This is a genomic window from Labilibaculum sp. DW002 (assembly GCF_029029525.1).
Lineage (GTDB): Bacteria > Bacteroidota > Bacteroidia > Bacteroidales > Marinifilaceae > Paralabilibaculum > Paralabilibaculum antarcticum.
Genome location: NZ_JAKJSC010000001.1, coordinates 127,049 through 147,241, shown reverse-complemented (window position 1 = coordinate 147,241; position 20,193 = coordinate 127,049). Strand labels below are relative to the sequence as shown.

At 35.5% G+C, this 20,193-nt stretch carries 13 protein-coding genes; 8 read left to right on the top strand and 5 right to left on the bottom strand.

Annotated features, from left to right (window positions below; genetic code table 11):
* Positions 1–18 precede the first annotated feature (18 nt).
* From L3049_RS00615 to L3049_RS00585, 7 genes are all read left to right on the top strand, one after another.
* On the top strand, positions 19–1,635 hold the full coding sequence (locus L3049_RS00615; RefSeq protein ID WP_275107831.1) for a DUF5018 domain-containing protein: 1,617 nt from the start codon (positions 19–21) through the stop codon (positions 1,633–1,635).
* Positions 1,636–1,841: 206 nt separating this feature from the next.
* Positions 1,842–3,011, top strand: coding sequence for a PAS domain-containing sensor histidine kinase (locus tag L3049_RS00610; RefSeq protein WP_275107830.1), 1,170 nt, complete (start codon positions 1,842–1,844; stop codon positions 3,009–3,011).
* 52 nt (positions 3,012–3,063) lie between these two features.
* Positions 3,064–3,495: a hypothetical protein gene (locus L3049_RS00605; protein ID WP_275107829.1), complete on the top strand. Its 432-nt coding sequence runs from the start codon at positions 3,064–3,066 to the stop codon at positions 3,493–3,495.
* A gap of 338 nt (positions 3,496–3,833) precedes the next feature.
* Positions 3,834–5,630, top strand: a complete 1,797-nt coding sequence (locus tag L3049_RS00600) for an ABC transporter ATP-binding protein (RefSeq protein WP_275107828.1) — start codon at positions 3,834–3,836, stop codon at positions 5,628–5,630.
* 519 nt (positions 5,631–6,149) lie between these two features.
* A complete protein-coding gene (locus tag L3049_RS00595; protein ID WP_275107827.1) occupies positions 6,150–7,700 on the top strand; it encodes a phospholipase D family protein in 1,551 nt (516 codons plus the stop codon).
* A 447-nt stretch (positions 7,701–8,147) separates the two neighbouring features.
* Positions 8,148–9,980 carry a sensor histidine kinase gene (locus L3049_RS00590; protein WP_275107826.1) on the top strand — a complete coding sequence of 611 codons (1,833 nt, stop codon included), beginning with the start codon at positions 8,148–8,150 and terminating at the stop codon, positions 9,978–9,980.
* 286 nt (positions 9,981–10,266) lie between these two features.
* Complete coding sequence (locus tag L3049_RS00585; protein ID WP_275107825.1) at positions 10,267–10,956, top strand: tetratricopeptide repeat protein; 690 nt, start codon at positions 10,267–10,269, stop codon at positions 10,954–10,956.
* Between the two features lie 104 nt (positions 10,957–11,060).
* On the opposite strand, the gene L3049_RS00580 is transcribed toward L3049_RS00585, so the two are convergent.
* Positions 11,061–12,362 (bottom strand): M18 family aminopeptidase, encoded by a 1,302-nt coding sequence (locus L3049_RS00580; RefSeq protein WP_275107824.1) that lies wholly within the window; start codon positions 12,360–12,362, stop codon positions 11,061–11,063.
* A 185-nt stretch (positions 12,363–12,547) separates the two neighbouring features.
* Here L3049_RS00580 and L3049_RS00575 point away from each other — a divergent pair, with 185 nt between their 5' ends.
* Positions 12,548–13,846, top strand: coding sequence for an exonuclease domain-containing protein (locus L3049_RS00575; RefSeq protein WP_275107823.1), 1,299 nt, complete (start codon positions 12,548–12,550; stop codon positions 13,844–13,846).
* 111 nt (positions 13,847–13,957) lie between these two features.
* Here the strand turns inward: L3049_RS00575 and L3049_RS00570 are convergent, their stop codons facing one another.
* The 4 genes from L3049_RS00570 to L3049_RS00555 all read right to left on the bottom strand — a co-directional run bounded on the left by L3049_RS00570 (position 13,958) and on the right by L3049_RS00555 (position 20,185).
* Complete coding sequence (locus L3049_RS00570; protein ID WP_275107822.1) at positions 13,958–15,763, bottom strand: prenyltransferase/squalene oxidase repeat-containing protein; 1,806 nt, start codon at positions 15,761–15,763, stop codon at positions 13,958–13,960.
* A 251-nt stretch (positions 15,764–16,014) separates the two neighbouring features.
* Positions 16,015–16,998: a prenyltransferase/squalene oxidase repeat-containing protein gene (locus L3049_RS00565; RefSeq protein WP_275107821.1), complete on the bottom strand. Its 984-nt coding sequence runs from the start codon at positions 16,996–16,998 to the stop codon at positions 16,015–16,017.
* A gap of 305 nt (positions 16,999–17,303) precedes the next feature.
* Positions 17,304–18,884 (bottom strand): polyprenyl synthetase family protein, encoded by a 1,581-nt coding sequence (locus L3049_RS00560; protein WP_275107820.1) that lies wholly within the window; start codon positions 18,882–18,884, stop codon positions 17,304–17,306.
* A gap of 107 nt (positions 18,885–18,991) precedes the next feature.
* Positions 18,992–20,185, bottom strand: coding sequence for a radical SAM protein (locus tag L3049_RS00555; protein ID WP_275107819.1), 1,194 nt, complete (start codon positions 20,183–20,185; stop codon positions 18,992–18,994).
* Positions 20,186–20,193: the final 8 nt, after the last annotated feature.

Sequence of the window (20,193 nt, the reverse complement as noted above, 5' to 3'; positions counted from 1 at the left end):
AAAATAAATTTATTTATTATGAATAAAATGAACCATCTATCTATTCTGTTATTTTTATTATTTTCTATAACGCTTGCTGGATGTGATAAAGAAGATCGTAAATCTTCTGAAATGGATATTTTAGCTTTCTCTTTCGATCAACTTAATCCTAATGTACATGCAGAAATAAATGGAAATTCTATTCTATTAGTGGTTCCTTATGGCACTGATGTAAATCAATTGGCAGCTTCCATTGAATTATCAGACAAAGCGTCGATATCTCCAAATACTAATGTGAAGCAAGATTTTTCCAAACCCGTAACCTATACAGTTACTGCAGAGGATGGTCAAACTCAAACATATACTGTTGAAGTAGAAGTTATTAAAAATACAGAGCGAGATATTCTGAGCTTTGTTTTTAATGAATTAGATCCTTTTGTAACTGCAGCAATAGATAGCGAGACAATTTATGCTGAGGTGGTTTACGGTACGGACCTTACCAACTTAGTACCTACAGTTGAAATCTCTTCTGATGCTACTATTTTACCAGAAACTGGTATTGTTACTGATTTTTCGGATGCGGTGAATTATACTGTAACTGCTCAAGATGGGCAAGTAAAGTCTTACGAAGTAACTGTGAAAATGCTTGATAATACGGAAAGTAAAATTTCATCTTTTAGCATCCAAAACCAGTATCGCGAAACAATTATTGATGAAGAGAATAAGACCATCTTGATTTATGCTGAAAAAGGAGTTGAGCTAAGCGAATTAATCCCAACTCTAGAAATTTCGGAAGAGGCTACAATTCTTCCTTCACTTGAAGAATCTCAAGACTTCTCAAACCCTGTTGAATATACGATAACAGCACAGAATCAGGATTACCAGACAATTTATACTGTTAATATTGTATTACCAATAGAGATTGCAGATTCAAACTTAGAACTAGCTGTAAGAGGTGCAATGAGATATTCGGGAGAGCCTGAGGGCTATATTTATCTTAGAGAAGTTTCAGAAATTACAAAGCTCGAAGCTGTTGATAAAAACATCACAGATATTAGTGGTATTGAATATCTAACAAGTTTAGAGCATTTAGACCTTACAACCAATAAAATTAGTACTCTTAGTCAATTGTCTGAACTTGAGAATTTGGAGGTATTGTGGCTAGGAAGTAATGAAATTGTAGATATTTCAGCACTAGAAAATATGACTACAATTAATAATCTTCAACTAAGCTGGAACAAAATCGTTGATATTTCTATGATCCCTAATCTTATTGAACTCGAATATCTTTCGCTTGGTAACAATCCAATAGAAGCATTTCCATCTTTTGAGAAACTTACGAAACTTGAATTTTTTGCAATGAGTTACGTTTATACAGATCAGATTTATAATAATGGTTATGAGTTTTTAAGAGGCCTAACGAGCATAAAGCAATTTCATGCACAGGGAACAAGAGCTAAAGTATTATCAGGATTGGAATCATTAGTTGGTTTAACACATTTAAACTTGAGCAACACCAATTGTTGGGATCTTTCCTTACTAGAAAACCTTTCTAAACTAGAGTTCCTATATTTAAATGAGTCTATAAATCTAACACAGGAAGATATTGATGCTCTTCAACTAAAACTGCCAGATACAATCATTGAATTCGATTAAATCTGGTTTAAATTAGTATAGATGTGAATAATTTACAAAGGGCATTCCGCAAGGATTGCCCTTTCTTAATGTCATCCCTCTCACTATTGCATGTCATTTCAGATGCATTTACTTATTAAAATATCTAAAAATGCAAACAAGAACACAATGCTTACCGTACAAATATTTGTTATGCCTATTTATAGAAATTATTATACAAATATTACATGACCAATGAAACTCCTACATATCAAGAATTGGAAAAAGAAATAATCAAATTGAAGCTTGAATTACAAATTCAAGATAAAATGATTAATACTATTCCAAACCCACTATTTGTTAAGAATAAAGATTTTATCTATACAAATTGTAATGAAGCTTTTGCAAACTATCTAGGCTTGCCCAAAACGAAAATCATAAACTCGAGCGTCTATGATATTTCGCCTAAAGAACTTGCAGACAGATACTATAATGCAGATTGCGAATTACGAGACAATTTGAAAAATCAGAGCTATGAAAGTAAGGTAAAATATGCCAACGGGACGATTCATGATATATTATTTCACAAGGCCAATATCATTAATGAAAATAATGAGTTTTGTGGAATTGTTGGTATTATGCTTGATATCACTGAACGTAAAACGGCTGAACAAACTCTGAAAGAAAACCAAAAGCACCTAATGCAACTTAATGCTACAAAGGACAAACTTTTTTCAATAATTGCACACGATTTAAGAACACCCTTTAATAGTATTTTAGGGTTTTCGGAATTACTAATTACAGATGGAACCGATTTAGATGTTTTAGAAAGGGAAGAATACTTAGGGATAATAAATTCTACAACAAAAAATACACTTGTATTGCTCGACAATTTATTAACCTGGGCAAAATCACAAACAGGACAAATAGTCTATGAGCCACAAAAATTACTATTGTCATCAATTATTACAGAAATAATACAAGACTCAACATCAATAGCAAACACCAAAAACATATCTTTAAATCAGATTAAATCAGATGATATCGTAGTGAATGCAGATAAAAATATGATTCAGATTATTTTACGAAATCTTATTTCAAATTCAATAAAATTCACAAAACCAGGAGGAAATATTAACATTTCAACAATTCCCAAACAAAACGATATTGAAATTTCTATTTCAGACAATGGAGTTGGGATAAATAATGAAACTCTTAAAAAGATATTTGATACAAATACCAATATTTCAACTAATGGCACAGCAGAAGAAAAAGGATCTGGTTTAGGCTTGATCCTATGTAAAGAATTTGTGGAAAAACATGGTGGTGAAATTTGGGCTGAAAGTGAAAGAGGAAAAGGTAGTGTTTTCAAATTCACATTACCCTTAAATCATTCAAAACAAGCTATAAATAAATAATAATCGTATTTCCCCGAGTCATTAAAAAAATATAATTTAATTTAAATAAACTATGATAGATGTCTACAAATACTCTATTTTAAAAGATGTTGGGCTAATCATTCAATACCATCAAAATAATATTACTAAAGAAAGGATGAAACAGCTTAAAAGTAATATTATTAATGATAAAGATTTCAATCCTAAGTTTGGATTTATTGTTGACATTAGAAAAGCAAAGGTGAATTTAACAGAAAATGAGTTGTTGGAATATGGTAATTGGGTGAACGAAAACTTAAAACTAACCGGACTAATGAGGCTTGTTTTATTAACCTCTACACCCGACCATGTAACGAAAACAATCATCTTCTCCTTAAACGAAAACATATCCCCACTTCAGTACAAAACATTCAGCACTTTAGCTGCATCTGTTAAATGGCTTAATATCGATCTTGAAAATCTTGATTTTATCGAAAAAGAAATAGAAATTTTATCAACACCCTAAATAAACCTTAAAACCTTCTCTTAAACACCTGTTTTAAAAAGAACATTTCCCATCAGTAAACTCTGCAGTCTACCTCATTAATCTATCATATCAGACAAGAATAGCTCCCGTTCTTATATTTTAATCGACTGCATCCGCTTTTATCTTAGTCAGCCAATTAAAAACAAGCTATGGAAAACATTATCTCAGCAATTTTGCGTATTATTAAGAACAATACCAAATAGTGATACCGATTATCATTCATAACGACCATTTAGTACGCTCGTTTCTAAATGATATATAAATGTATATCGGCATTATACCTCAATTATTTTAAAATTTAAATGGTATAAAAGAGAATGTCTAGAACACATACAGCAGATACTTCAAATGCTCCGAAAGGAAAAATTAACAAAAGCGGTTTACGAAGTGCATTACGACTTTACAAATATATTAAACCCTACCGAGGACAATATTTTTTAGGTATTTTCTTTTTGTTAGGTTCGAGTTTGGCCAGTTTGGCTTTCCCAAAACTATTGGGTGATTTGGTGAACACGGGGAATAGCACCACATTGGGACAGACTTTAAATCAAACGGCTATTCTGATTGCCCTTGTTTTGATCGCTCAAGCCACATTTGCCTATTTTCGTATTGTCTTGTTTGTTAATGTTACAGAGAAATCATTGGCAGCCTTACGACAAGCTACTTACCGTCATTTAATCAAGTTGCCTTTGCAATTTTTCGAAAGAAGACGAGTGGGAGAGCTTAATAGTAGAATATCAGCCGACGTTATTTTACTTCAGGAAACCATGACCAGCACTTTGGCCGATTTTATCCGTCAAATTATCGTTATTACGGGCGGGATTATCCTCTTGGGTATTATATCTATAAAGCTAACGGCTTTTATGCTGATCACTTTACCGCCTACCATGGTCGCAGCACGTTTCTTTGGTCGATTTATTCGGAAATTCTCTAAGGATGTACAAACCAAATTGGCTGACTCCAATACCATTATAGAGGAGACTTTGCAGGGTATACAATCGGTAAAAGCATTTACCAACGAACATGTTGAGATAAATCGTTACAAAAAGAAAACCCTGGAGATAGCCGACTTAGGCATGACGAGAGGTAAATATAGAGGAGCCTTTTCTTCTTTTATTATTCTAGGCCTATTTGGTGCCATTGCTGCTATGGTATGGCAAGGTTCTCGTTTATTGCAAGCAGGAGAAATGCAATCCGGAGACTTGTTCTCATTTGTTATTTATTCGGTTTTTGTAGGGGGAACCATTAGCGGATTGGCGAATGTGTATACGAGCATTCAGAAATTTATAGGGGCTACCGAAGATTTGTTTAAGATTTACGATGAGGTACCCGAAGAAATTCAAGAAATGCAGAAAATAGATCCTAAGTTTAAGCTACAGGGAGAAATTAGTTTCAATAATTTGACCTTTGCTTACCCTTCGCGATTGGAACAAGATGTTCTGAATAAGATCAATCTAGACATAAAAAGTAATCAAATGATTGCTCTTGTGGGGCATAGTGGTGCTGGGAAAAGTACTTTAGCTTCTCTCTTGCTTATGTTGCACCAGCCACCAAAGAACAGTTTGTTCTTCGATGAGCATGATAGTCATGATTTTCCCTTATCGGCCTTAAGGGGGCAGATTTCATTAGTTCCACAAGATATTTTTCTGTTTGGTGGGAGTATAGGGGAAAATATAGCTTATGGGAAACCTGGTGCAAGCCAGGAGGAAATATACGAAGCAGCTAAAAAGGCCAATGCTTTGGAATTTATCGACCGTTTTCCTGAGAGGTTTGATACCATAGTAGGTGAGCGTGGCACACAACTATCGGGAGGCCAGCGTCAACGTATAGCTATTGCACGTGCTATTCTGAAGGATCCTAAAATTCTGATTTTGGATGAAGCAACATCTTCCTTGGATTCAGAGTCGGAACAATTGGTTCAGGAAGCTCTTGAGAAGCTTATGGCTGGGAGAACATCTATTGTGATTGCGCACCGTTTATCTACCGTCAGAAAAGCCGATGAAATTATTGTACTGGAACAAGGTGAGATTGTAGAGCAGGGTACTCATGAAACCTTAATGGAGTTACCTGAAGGAAAATATAATAAACTGATTCAATTGCAGTATTCGAATTAGACATTTAGATGATAAAAAAAGACGCTGATTTTTAAGTTTTCGTATGATTAATGATGATTTCGAATCTACCTAAAATATCAGATTTCATATTGAACTTTGAGTAAATAAGGAAATTAACCACAGATGACACGGTGGTACTCAGAGAAAAAAAACAAAATATCACTGCATACATTCATTAAAGATTTCTCTTCTCTGAGTTACTCGGTGATCTCAGTGTTAGATAATATATTTTCTCTGTCCTAAATCCGGACGGGCTATTCTTTTATTCACTGATTATTTCACGGGTGTGCATGATCTCTCCCGATGAATCGGGATCGGTAGTCATTACCACAAAAGAATCAATCCTGCAGCTATCGGGACTATGCTAAAGCACTCAATGCCCCATTACGATTCACAAACTAAATCCTGCAATTAATAAAAGACCTGACTCATGCAGTCGCAAAGGTATTTCAGTATTCGAAGTAAACAGTCAATTTTATTATCTTTATCAACTTTTACAATTAAAGGGCAACGCAACTTATGATAAAACAAATTGAATCCATTCTAAAGTTTAAGTATTACTATCTCCTTGCCCTAATTTTATTGGTATCATGTGCTGAAAAGAAGAACACCACACAGGAAACTAGTTTTTGTTCGAAGATTCATCGGAATGATCAGATCACTCTATCGAAGACACTTGAAGAAATTGCCCCTTTGATGGAGACAAAAACAGGAGTATATGTTCTTGAAGATGGAAGTGGTTCTTTGGTAGCCAGAGCATGGCTTAGCGAATATGCTGAGAAGACCATTGACATTCAATATTTCATTTTCTCTACAGATAATGTTGGCTTGATTGCTTGTGATTACTTAATAAGAGCTGCGGATCGCGGAGTTAAAATCAGAATCATTGTTGATGATATCATGCTCGATGCCGACATTCAAGATCTTTTAAGCGTTGCATCGCACGAAAATATTAGCATTAAAATTTACAACCCTGGGATTAATTTGGGCAAGAATCTATTTCAAAAAATCGGCAAATTAACCACCGATTTTAGAGGAGCTAATCAACGAATGCACAACAAAACCCTTATTGTAGATGGCAAAGTAGTAATCACAGGTGGTCGTAATATTGCTGATGAATATTTTGATTACGATCATGAGTATAATTTCAGAGATCGAGATATTTTATTAGTGGGTAAAGAATCAAGGAAAGTAACTAAATCGTTTAATGAGTTTTGGAACTGCTCCCTAACTACAGGGATTGAAAACTTAGTTAAAAATAAAGATACGGACAGCCAATCGGCAGATCGATACAAAAGACTTCATGAATATGCCTGCAATCCAGCTAACTTTTGGCCTCAAGTAAGAAAAAGAATAGAGAATTTGCCAGCAACCTTTAATTCCATTAAAAAATCGGGTGACTTAGTTTGGGTAGATAATGTTCATTTCATATCCGATGCACCAGGGAAGAATGATGGAACAAAGGGTTTAGGTGGTGGCGGTGTCTCTACAACGGCTTTAATTAGCTTGATTAAAAATGCCAAATCTTCTATAGTTATTCAAACACCCTATTTAATTACCTCTGAATTGAGTAAGAATTTATTTCGAGAAGCGGTTAATCGAGGTGTGAAAATCAGAATATTAACCAACAGTTTAGCCTCTACAGATAATGTGGAAGCATTTAGCAGCTACCAAACAGATCGCAAAAAGTTATTGAACACAGGTGTTCAAATCTTCGAATTTCGTCCTGATGCAGCAGAGCGAACCAAAATAATGACTGGAGAATTGCAAGAAAAGCTAAATCACAAACCCATTTTTGGACTTCATGCAAAATCGATGGTAATTGATGAAAAAATAACCGTTATCGGTTCGTTTAATCTTGATCCTCGAAGTGCAAATTTAAATACCGAATGTGTTGTAATTGTTCATTCCGATAAAGTATCGAGAGGTGTATTAAATGGTATGGAAGAAGAGTTTAAACCTGAGAATTCCTGGGAAACAACATTGGAGTTCAATCCCGATTTAGAAGTGAATAAGTACAAGCGTTTAAAAACCTGGACAAGGAAAATTCTTCCTAAATCGATTTTATAAGCTTCGTACAGTTGTAGTAGAAAGCGTTTTTATAAACTTTATAACAATTTGTTAGATCATTTACCAAACGATACCATCGTACGGTAGCATTTGAAAATCTAAGAATTTTATCAAGAAAGGCAACATCTATAAGAGTTACCTTTTCTTATATTTTTTTTCTGCAATCCAAATAAGTAACATTTTTTTGAAAATAAGGTAAACATCAAAAGTATTTAGGAGTCAAATTAAGTCACTTAACAGTGATGTGCCCCACCCGATTTTCAAAAACAAAAGAACATTTTCTTATGCTATTGCGTATCACAAATACTTAGAATTTATTAGGATGTTCGGTCGTGTTGTTCTATTTTAACGGCCACAGAGTTAAGGATATTTTACATTGATTCCCTCAAACGAGCGAGTCAACATGAAAAAACCTGAATCAAGACAAATATCTACAAAAGTGACATTATGACGAGGAATAATGGAATAATGGACAATTCTGTTGCAAAAGAATTCACCAATATCGATGAAAAAGTACGTAATGCCCAGGTTAAACTGCTTTACAAGCAAACCAATACTGGTCTACTAGGTGTTCTTAGTGTTACACTTACTGCCTGCATTGTTTTTTGGGAGATTGTTCCTCAATGGCAACTTTCTTTGTGGACAGGAATAATCGTTCTCCTCACTTTAGCAAGAGCAGCAAATGTATTTGCGTTTAAAAAAAGGGATGCAGCAAAGGCAGATATTGATCGATGGGCAAAGCTCCATACCATCGGTGTTATCTCTTCTGGCTTAAGCTGGGTTATTCCTTTCGTATTCTTCTGGCCAAGCGAGCAATTTACATATCAGTTGGTATGGCCAATTTTTGTTATTCCTATGAGTACCGCTGCGGTTGCAACCTATTATACATGGCGACCATCTTACATTTCATTTCTAATTCTTTCTGCATTACCAGTATCAATACGATTTTTCTATGAAGGAGGAACACTCTACATTTTAATGGCTTTGCTTTCTTTGTTCTTCATTGCAATTTTATTACGTGCTGGAAAAGTGATGAATGCTTCTAGTGCACGTGCGTTTGAATTAGGCATTCGTAACGAAGCTCTTAATAAGGACTTAAAAGAAGAAATAACAACAAGAAAGCAGCTAAACGTGCAACTTGAACAGGAAATATTCGAACGAAAGTTGGCCGAAAATGAAATTAGAAAACTCTCTAAGGTATTTTTGGATGGAACAAATCCGAGCTTTATAGAAGATTTGAATGGCAATATTCTGGAAATGAACGATGAGGCTGTGAATGTATATGGCTTTTCGAGAACCGAATTGGTTGACAAATCGATTAAGTTACTGGTGCCCGATGGGTTGCATAAAAAAATGGATGAGTTGATTGAACTTTGTTTGGAAGGTAAATTGGTTCGTGATGTTGAATGCTTGCGAAAGAACAAGGATGGCAAGGAAATCCCTGTTCTTATAACGCTTTCCTTATTGACTGATGAAGAAAACAATCCTTTTGGCATCGCTTCTATTGATTCAAATTTAAGCGAACAAAAAAACATTGAAAAGGAACTAACAAAATCTAAAGCTGCGGCTGAAAGTGCCAATGCAACAAAGGATAAGTTCCTTAAAATTATTTCTCATGACCTTAGAACTCCTTTTAATAGCATCATTGGTTTTTCCGAATTATTAAATACAGATTATGATTTATTTGAGGACTTGGAAAGAAAAAATTGCATTCAAGAAATCAATACCTCATCCCATTTTGCCTATCGCCTACTCGATAACCTTTTAACTTGGGCTAGAACTCAAACAGATGAAATTAGAATCAACAAAGAAAATTTAAATCTGAAAGAATTGGTAGAGACAAGTATTTCGACCTATTTATTAAATGCCGATTCCAAAAACATTAGTGTTCTTAATAAAGTACAAGCTGATTTAATAATATCAATCGATGAAAATACAGCTTTAACCTTCATTAGAAACATCGTAAACAATGCTATAAAATTCACACATAAAGGAGGAAGCATTACAATTGATTCTCAGCTTACTGAGAATAGTATTAGACTCATCATTACGGACACTGGTGTTGGCATGACTGCTGAGGTAATTGATAATTTATTCAAAATAGACAAAGGAATATCAACCGAAGGAACCAACAATGAAATAGGTACAGGATTGGGACTCATTCTCTGCAAAGAATTCATTGAAAGAAATGGAGGTTCAATTCTTGTTAAGAGCGAAGTGAATAAGGGTAGTGAGTTTATTGTATCAATACCATTAGAAAGTGATTCAGAAGCAATTTGAGGCAATGGGCAAATCAATGAATCACAATATATCCTGTTTTCTCTTGGAGCTCCTTTTTCTAACATCTGAGCTCTAATAAATTAAAAATCCTCCTGAAATTACAAGCTTATAGTTGTTTATTTTTATCGCTTTAAGCGAGATGAATGAAGTAATATTTCAACTTAAATAGACAAATAGATTCCTCAAAATAGCAATAATAAGTTTTTCAATTTGTAACTTTGTCGCGTTCGTAGATGAACACCACCAACTAGAAGGGTATTAGATTAAAACATAATTTATAGAATACATGAGTAACGAGAAGAAAGAAAAAAAGGTAGTGAAAAAAGGAGAAACTTATGAAACACTTAAAACTTTGTATTATTCTGGTAAGGTGAAACCGACATTAAATAAAACTCTTATTGAATTAGATAATGATTCTGAGAACATTGAACTCGCCCTTCTTGCGTGTGAGTGCCTGGTAAGAACTAAGAATTTTGATGATTTGTCTACCTACGCTGATGCTGCTATTAAATTAGATCCAAAAGTTGCAGCAGGACATTACTACAAAGGAGTAGCCATTCAGCATAAAAAAGGACAAGAGCAAGAAGCTCTAAAAAGCTTTAATGAAGCCTTAACTTTAGATCCTGAAAACACGATTTACCTTAAAAGTAAGGCAGGTACCCATTTTGCACTTTTTACAGATTATCATTTGCCTTTAAGTTTTGCTGAAAAGCATAGGGTTAAAGCTGAATCGAGTTTATTAAAAATTATTGAGTTGGTAGAGCAAATGGAAAATCCTGATTATAAAGATTTTTTAATTTATGCTGATGTAAGTACTTTGCTTAGCCGAAACTTAGCTGCCAAGAAGTATTACATTAAAGCAGTAGATGCCTTTGAAGCTGCTGATAAATCAGTACAAGATAAAAATATATACAAAGACATTATTAAAGGTCAAAAAGCTTGTGTAAAGTTGATGAATACGCTAATTGAAGATTAATTACTCTTTCATCCCGATTGCTATACCAAGAAACTTAGCAAGACCGATAAAATAAAAAAAGGCAGCACGTGTGTGCTGCCTTTTCTATATCATATTGGTTTGGTTTACAAACTGAAGAAATATGAGAATACTTGACGGATGTAAGCATTGTCTTTAACACCTCCTGTTTCGCGAACAGAGTGCATCGCAAACATTGGGTTTCCTATATCTACAGTACGAATATCAACTTGTCCAGTAGAAACGTTTCCTAAGGTACTTCCTCCAACAAGATCAGAACGGTTCACAAACTTTTGGTATGGTACTTCTGCATTCTTGCATAGAGTCTCAAATACAGTTCCTGAATCACCATCAGTTGTGTATTTATTGTTCGCGTGAATCTTAATAACTGGCCCTTTGTTAATCACTGGACGGTTAGTAGGATCATGCTTTTCTGAAATATTAGGGTGAACAGCGTGAGCCATATCTGCAGAGATCATAAACGAGTTATAAATAGCTCTCTGGAACTCTTCCATATTCTTTCCTAACTTATAAACGATACGTTGCAATAGGTGACGTAATACTGGAGAGCCAGCACCTTGTTTTGTTACACTACCAACTTCTTCGTTATCGAAGATAGCTAGCATTTGTGTTTTCTTAGTTCCTTTTGAGTCTAGCAATGCTTTTAGTCCAGCATGTGCCATTGCTAAATCATCTAGCTTTGGAGATGAAATGAACTCTTCGTTTAAGCCAAAGATATTTCCTTTCTCAACTTCAAATAAAGTCACATCAAAATCAACAATAGATTGTGCATTTATTTTCAACTCTTCAGCAATAAGGTTGATAAGACAGTTCTCTTTTTCCATCTCATCAGTGATCATAGAAAGTAAAGGAAGCATATCCTTTTGCTTGTTTAAAGCAACACCTTCGTTAACCTCACGGTTAAGATGAATAGCAAGGTTAGGAATAACCATCAATGGACGATCGATCTTAACGTATAAATGTTCCGGATTAAGAGGATCGTTTGATTGTACACAAACACGTCCGGCAATTGATAATGGACGATCCATCCATGTACTTAGAATTGGGGCACCGTAAACTTCAGTATTCAGTTTAATGTAGTTTCCTTCAACTTCAATTTCAGGATTAGGCTTAATCTTGAAACCTGGAGCATCACTGTGTGCACAAACTAATTGAAATCCTTCTTCTTCAATCTCACCTTCTCCAATTGTGAAAGCGAAAATTGCAGAACCATTCTTTCCAGTAAAATATTTACCACCTTTATTAATCGTCCACTCATCACGAAGATCTAGTTCCTGGAATCCACCTTCGATAAGCTCTTCTCTGACATTGTTTACTGCATGGTATGTGCTAGGACTGCGATCTATAAAATCAATCAGTTCCTGTGCTTGTTGCTTTTCAAGACTCATAGTATATGTATGTTTTGTGTTTTCTATTAATTGAATTTCAAAACTACATTAATTTTAATAATTAGGAATTATTATTTATGAGTTATTCATTATAATTTATCATTCATAACTTATAATTTTCGTTATAATTTATTCAATAATATTATATTTGTTACCAATCGTACAACCCTAAGCAAAATCAACCTATGACAAGCGATCCAATACTGGAACTTTATAAGCATCAATTTGCCATTATTTCTCTGGAAACCACAGGTATCTCGCCTCAACATGGCGATCATTTAATCGAATTGGCCATTCAAACGGTGAATTGGAACGGTGAATTACTCGATAGCTATGAAACCTTAATTCATCCAGGTATTGATGTAGAAGGATTCCAAATTCATGGTATTACCGATGCGATGGTGAAAAATGCTCCTTCTATTTCTGAGATTGTACCAGATATATTGTCCAGGCTAAATGGTAAAACTTTAGTTGCTCACGATTTGGATTTTGCTCTTCGCTTTTTGGAACCAGCCTTAAATGGCAACATTCAAAAATTAAAAGGCATTTGTACTTTAAAGCTTTTCAATCTGGTATCGCCAGATTCTGGTTTACGTCGATTAGAACAATTGTGTACCTATTACGATATTGATATATCTCTTCGTCATTCGGCAAAATCAGACTCACTGGCAACAGCTAAATTATTCTCTATCCTTAAGAATTTGTTTTCGCAGCAGTTCGAGCTCGAAACCTTCATGGAGGGATTTCTTCATCTTACAAAAATTGAAGATTGTCCGAGAGAAAGAAACCTCTTTATTAAGCGTAAAGAGGCCAAAAACATTGCAACCATTCAAAAAACGAAGTTATACGATTTATTAAATCGTCTAACTTCTAACGCTGGAGATTCAGTTCCAGTGCGTCAATATTTGAATGTTTTGGATCGTGCTTTGGCAGATCGAATTCTGGAAGAAAAAGAAATTATCTCATTGGTTGATTTGGCAAAGGACTACAAGCTTTCGAAAGATCAGGTAATGGAAATTCATGAAGAATACCTGCGAAAGTTAATCCGTATTTATTTACTTGATGAAATATTAACCAATGTAGAAATGGATGATCTTAACTTGGTTTCTGAGTTGCTTTGCATCCTTCCAAAGGAATTGGATTTATTGATTAAATACGAACGTACTAAAATTCCAATTACGACTCCTGGAGTTCAAAAGCAATTAAAAACATTGGCTGGTAAAAGTGTTTGCTTCTCTGGTCACCTCAATTGCAAAATCAATGGAAATCGTATCGATCGTGAATTAGCACAGCAGCTAGTTAAGGAACGTGGCTTAAGAGTAAAACGTGTCGTTTCTAAAAATGTTGATTACCTAATTACAGCTCACGCTGAGCAATTCTCTGGCAAAGGTCGCAAAAACCGCAAAGCCATGGAGTATCATGTAAATGTGATTGATGAAAGAATCTTTTGGGAGATGATTGGGGTAATCGTAGATGATGAATAATTGGAAGTTCCTGCTAATTTGTAATTGGCAGGTCTTGAGATTTAGGATTTCCAATCCTTAAATTAAGAAATTTAAGAACTCCATGATCCCAGAATACAAATCTGGGATAGCTTACACCTCACTCGTTAATTCCAGTTGGTATTTCTTAATTGACACCAAAGCTTCGTTCAAAGCAGAACTAGCAAACACCAATGGATACATATCTTCGTAATACCAAAGTGAAGCAAAATACAAGCCAATTGGTGTGGCTTTAATCTCAGATAAATCTTTCGGTAAGTTCTTCATCAACCAGTCAATTCCTTTCTTAGTTTCGTCTAATTTCCCAGAAGCACTTAAGGCACGAACTGCCAAAGATGTTTCTTCTATGGTAGATATTACAGAGGCATTTCCGCCCCATCCACTGTCCTGATTTTGAACCTTTAACAAGAATTGAAGCGCTTTATCTTTTACTTCATCAGAATCCACTAAACTATCTAGTTTGCAATCAGATAAAGAATACAAAACAACAGAAGTTCCATAAACAGGATTCTGATGTTTTAGATCATCTTCATTACCAAACCATAAGGGTAACCACGATCCATCTTCTTGCTGAGAATTTATTAAATATCGCCAAGCATTTTTAATGCTACGATTTACCTTTGCCTGATAAAGTTCATCCAACTCATCTTTCCACAAGATTAAAGCCTTAATAGCATGAGCTGTAATATCCGGACAAGAACAATCGAATGGTAATTTTCCCCAGCCTTTACAGAAAGTTGGCATTCCACCGTCACTATTTTGCAATTTCATCAGCCAATTGATCCCATCTTCAATTGCCTGAATAGGAATTTCTTGATGTTCTTTTAAACGATGTAAAGCTATCAAAGCTCCAGAAGTATCATCCGTATCAGGCACGCCACCTTGTAAATGCGTCCAGGCCCAACCTCCAGGTTCCGCCTTTGTAAAAGGATGTATTTCTTTCAGTTGTTGATCCAACAAAGCATTTATCGTTTTACTTTTCTCTAATAAAGCTTCCAGATTCTCATCACTTAAGGAATTTAGACTTAAGGAAGTCACCCAAGTTGCCAAATGCGTATCGATTGGCCAAGATCCATCTTCTCTTATGGATTTACCTAAGAAATCAGCAGCCTTAGAGCAAACCTCAAGCTCTTTCTCCCCAGAGCCAACTAAACTCATGAGAACAAAACCAGTTAGCGGTGTGGCCTCTAAAAAGCCTCCATTATCGGGTTGCTTCTCAGCAAGAATCTTTAAAACTTTATTTTTTATTGATTTATTGAATGTAGCAACAGGCTTACTTGCCCTAGAATTGACAGATCTCACCAAACCAATTGCAATTAATGCAGGTATGGCATAACTAACAACAGATAGATTCAAAAGTTTGAAGAATTTATCTGGAAAAACGGCCAATTGATAAGGCAATTGTGGAACGAGTTTCCAACCATCTTCTCCTAATCGTCCTGACAAAGCACACATGGCCAATATGGGAACAGAAAAAGTTTGATCATCCTGATAATGACTCAATATGGCAGAACTAATGGATTTTGGATCTAGTTTTTTTAAACGACCTTTTAGCCAGCTTTCAGCACTATGAATACAATCACCATAAACCAAATGTTGCTTTACAATAGACAGGCAAGCCCAAGCTAATAGTGTTGTACTTAAATTACTCTTACTTCGAATGGTATCGCCCCATCCTCCATCAATATTGGCATTATTCACCAACCAATCTAAGCCTTGAGTTATTTGATGTTTGTATTTTTTGGAATCGTACTCCCACAAAGCAAACACTGCAATTGCCGTTGACAATGCACTACTAGACAGTTTCCCATCCCAATATCCTTCCTCATTTCGAAGAGAGATGATGTGCTCATCTAATTTTTGTTTGAGGGATTGCATGTTCTCGTAGTTTGTAGTCATTTAAACCAATCTAATTTCAAATCAATATTGCGCTATTTATTTTTTGTATTGGGCTATCCGCCAAAACCCGACTTCATTTTTTGTCTTAAATACAAAAAACAGAAGCTCCTTAAAATAAATGCCAGCCAACAGGTAACTTAAATAATACCCTTTAAATCGTCATCCTGAACGAAGTGAAGGATCTCTTCAGATTCAACAGATCCCTCGGTTCCTCGGGATGACAATGAAATCCGCAACTCATAACTCATAAGTTAGGATAGTACTCCTAAACCCAAAAGTGCGTAATAAGTATACTCCACATCACAAGTCATGTCGGCAATGCTGCCAAAGAACCCACCGGACTCATCCCAGTGAAGATTGATGAAATTTACGGAATTTTCAGCATATTCTTGCATATTTTCTCCAGATACCTTCAAAGCGAACAATGCCGTTGATGTAGATAATAAATCTGCAATTGGCACCTCTCTAGCTGCCATAAACCCACCTCTTTTAGATAACATCTGGTTCAGCCATTCCTTTGTCTTAACCGTTTCTGCAGACTTTCCAGCAATACTCATGATTAATCCTGCAGCAGTTGAAGAGGTAACACCATCTGTGCTATTTTCTTCATTAGCAAATGATCCGTTCGTTGCTCGCAATATTTTATTTGCATCGGTAATCTCATCTAAAACCTCTTGCTCGGTTTGTAAATCCTGATAAAGTGTCCACATCAGGTAATTTGCATAGATTGTAGATCTCACTGCACCTTTTTTATTGTGGTTGTATCCTCCATCTTCACTTATATACTCTTCAATATCCCATAATAATTCGGAACAATTGTTTTTCAGTGATTTTACTACTTTACCAAGGATTAATTCTTTAGCGAAGCTTATGGATAGAAATTTGGATGAGCTTAAGCCTGATCTTTGTCTCAATTCTATTAATTGCAGCAAAAAATCACAGCGAACAAAACAAACGGAATGAACAAAATCCAATTCCTCATCTCGCTTCAGCCTTCTCAAGTATTTCCGTTCTTCAAGGATATCTAGTTTGTAATCTAAAATCAAGGCTAGCGTATAGCCAAAAACAGAATAATATAAATCTGCCTTACCAGAACGATCCTTAAACCCACCATCAACACATTTCTGAGTAATTACGAAGGTTTTAATATGATTCTGTGCTTCTTCACTCAAGACTTCTTGTGATTTTAGAAGTGCTTCTAGAATGTATTGATTACAGTTTATATTTTTATTCAAAATGATATGAATTGATAATTATGAATTTTTATTCTTTATCGATAACTCAAAAGAAAGGCCAATACATTTAAATATTAGCTCTATTATTATTTTTTTATCTCAAGCTCAAGCCGATGGGCTTTTACTTTTTATTGCCAAAAAGTAAACAAAAGGCCACGGATAGCGTCCTCAACCACCCGTTAATAGTTCGAAAGCTAAACAAAAGAAACTCGCTCCGCTCACACAGTCTTTTGTTTTTAACGCATTCTTCACTAAACGGGTCCCGGTTTCCGGACTAAATTCCGAAAATTTGACTCCTTGTATTTTTAACTTTCTGGTACAATCCGATTCAGTAAGCGAGTCAATAATATTTTTAATGTCGGATGCTTTAATGGTTTGAGTGATTTCAGCGTATTTCGCTTGTATTCAACCAACATCTCTTCAGTTGCTTTCATCGCCTCTTTTGTTTCATCCCACTGTAAAAATTCTGTTGCGATGCTTGTATCTCCTTTTTGCATGCGATCGAACCATTCTTGCATCTTTTCTGGATGCTTTTTATTTAAAAGTGTAGATACCAAAGATGGCTGAACAGTATTAAAGCCACTGGCAATACTGTCCTGTCTGAAATCATCCAAATCATCCTTAATTTGGTAAGCAATCCCTAATGCTTTACTGTAATTTGAGATTATTTGCTGAACATCCTCATTTGCATCAGCTAAAATTGCTCCAAATTGCAAAGCCACTTCAAAAGCCGGAGATGTTTTATTACTAAAAATGCGTAGAATCTCTTCTTGTGTTAGCAATTTTTCATTGCTTCTCCACAATAGTTCCTCTCCTTGTCCGAGAGACAAATCACGATGTCCGTGAGAAGCGACTTTTAGTAATTTCCGAATGTGCTTAGCACCTGATTCTGCTATCATTTGATAACCATACCCAACCAGTAGATCTCCAACGTTTAGTGCAACTGGAACATCATATTCTTTGTGAAGCGTTGGCTTTCCATAACGTTCATCATCTTCATCTGCAATATCATCATGAACCAAGGATGCCTTGTGAAAACACTCAATAGAAACAGCTAATTTCTGTATTGTTTCGTCATATTCTCCAGATTTTCCAGTAAAAGCATCGTAAACAGCTACCATAATCAAAGGTCGCCAGCGTTTACCATCCTTTTCCATCCAATTTATCGCAATATCAATAGTTGGATCATTTTCTCCGAAAAGAGCTATTAGCTTATCAGTCGCAAACCATTCTTTCACAAGCGTTTTTAACGTATCTAAGTTAATCCAGCCTTTCCAATTGCTTTCATTTCGTACTGCAAGAACTTCATCTAACCAAATTCTATCAACTTTAGAATCCTTACAATCATTGTTGTAAAGCGGAATTGCAATGGATGGAACAGCTTCTTTTACAGCCAAAGGAAACGAGCGTTCAAATGAATGCAAACAGCCAACACCAACAACACACTCCACCTGACCTGAAGAAAGTAACAAACTTGCAGATGTTGTTCCTTCACTAACGATGGTATGATAACCCAATTCATCAGCTTGTGAAATGATTCCTGCTAAATCACAAAGTCCACATTGTTCGCAAAGTAATCCCAGCTCATCATATTTTGCAGGACATTTAGTAGAATGGCTAATGCATTTTGGCAATAGTAAGATCCGGCGATTAAATGGAATTCCAGCCACAATATTGCTCCAAGCATAATTGTTAATCATGACAGCCAAGAGCTTTTGATAAAGAAACAATTCAGGATGCTTTTGAATCAATTCTCCAGAATGAAAAATGACTTCTTCTTCCTGTAAGGGTGGCACCAATTCACTCTCAGCAGCATAATCGCGAATTAAATCACGAATCTGCTTCAGCTTTTCAGGATGCTGAGGTAAATCGTTTCCAAAGCTCATATTTGGTTGGTTGTTTCTTAAAATCATCTAGTACAAATATCAATTATCCTAATACCCCTATTAATTTCAATCGTACAGACGCAATGCCTTGCGTCTCTATCACAATACTATCCATAAGCACCGAACCCAAAAAAGGAATACTTTTTGGCAAATCGGTACAGCCAACTTTTCTCAGGAATCTCTTTCCCAGGAATATGATGGCCAGCACATGCTTTCATTTTCTTTAACTCTTCGTAGGAAGTATTTCTTTTCGAAGAATCATAGGCATTTGTATCTTTTAGCATCGTGTGCAGTTCCTGTGGATTATCCAATAGAATACATCCTTGGGTACAGTCGTTAATGCCTTTTCGCAAACCACCAATAAATTTCGAATTCTCAATCAGATTTACAATATCGGTGTCCTTATCAATTTTCTCTTTTGCGAATTGAATTGGTGGACAAAACTCAATATCTCCAAAGGGATTAATATGATGGCTTAAGCCAATCGCACCAGGACATAAGGCTTTGCCATCTCCATCCCAATAAGTATCGATAATCATCAATGGTGCTTTCACACGAATATCAACCATAAACTGGCGCAATTCCAGTATTTCTTCTTCGGATAAAGCCAAATCTGTCGTTGGGCGAGCTCCAACTGGTCGGTATATATAATACCACAAGTAATGAACACCCTTGTCGATGCAAGCATTTATAAAATCTTCATTAACCAGTTCCTTGAAATTCGATTTACAAACCGAAGTTGCAACACCTGTAAAAAGCTTATTGTTGACCGAAGCTTCTATACCTTTCATAGTTCTTCCGTATACATCATTAGCGCCACGGCGAACATCACTGACATCCTTTAATCCTTCAACACTAACCAATGGCGATACATTACCCAACTTGCGCATACGTTGAGCGTACTCATCAGATAAAAGCGTGCCATTCGTAAAGAGTTGAAAGTAGCAGTCGGAGTGTTTCTCCATCACCTCAAATAAATGAGGATACATTAAGGGTTCTCCGCCTAGCAAGCCAAAGAAATAAGATCCTTTCTTCTTTCCAGATTCAATCACATTATTGAGGGTGTCAACATCCATTCCTTTGGATTTATTGTCGATACTTACCCAACAGCCCTGACAACTCAGGTTGCAATTGTCAGTTAAAGAAATCATTAAAAATGCAGGAAATAACTCACCCTTTTTCAGTCGTTTTTTGTGTTTCGAAACGGCTTTCATTCCCTTCCAACCCAGATTATAGCCAAGTTTCCAAAGTAATCGGGCATCTACCTGTCTCAATATTCTACTTCCTAATGAAAATATCATTTATATCT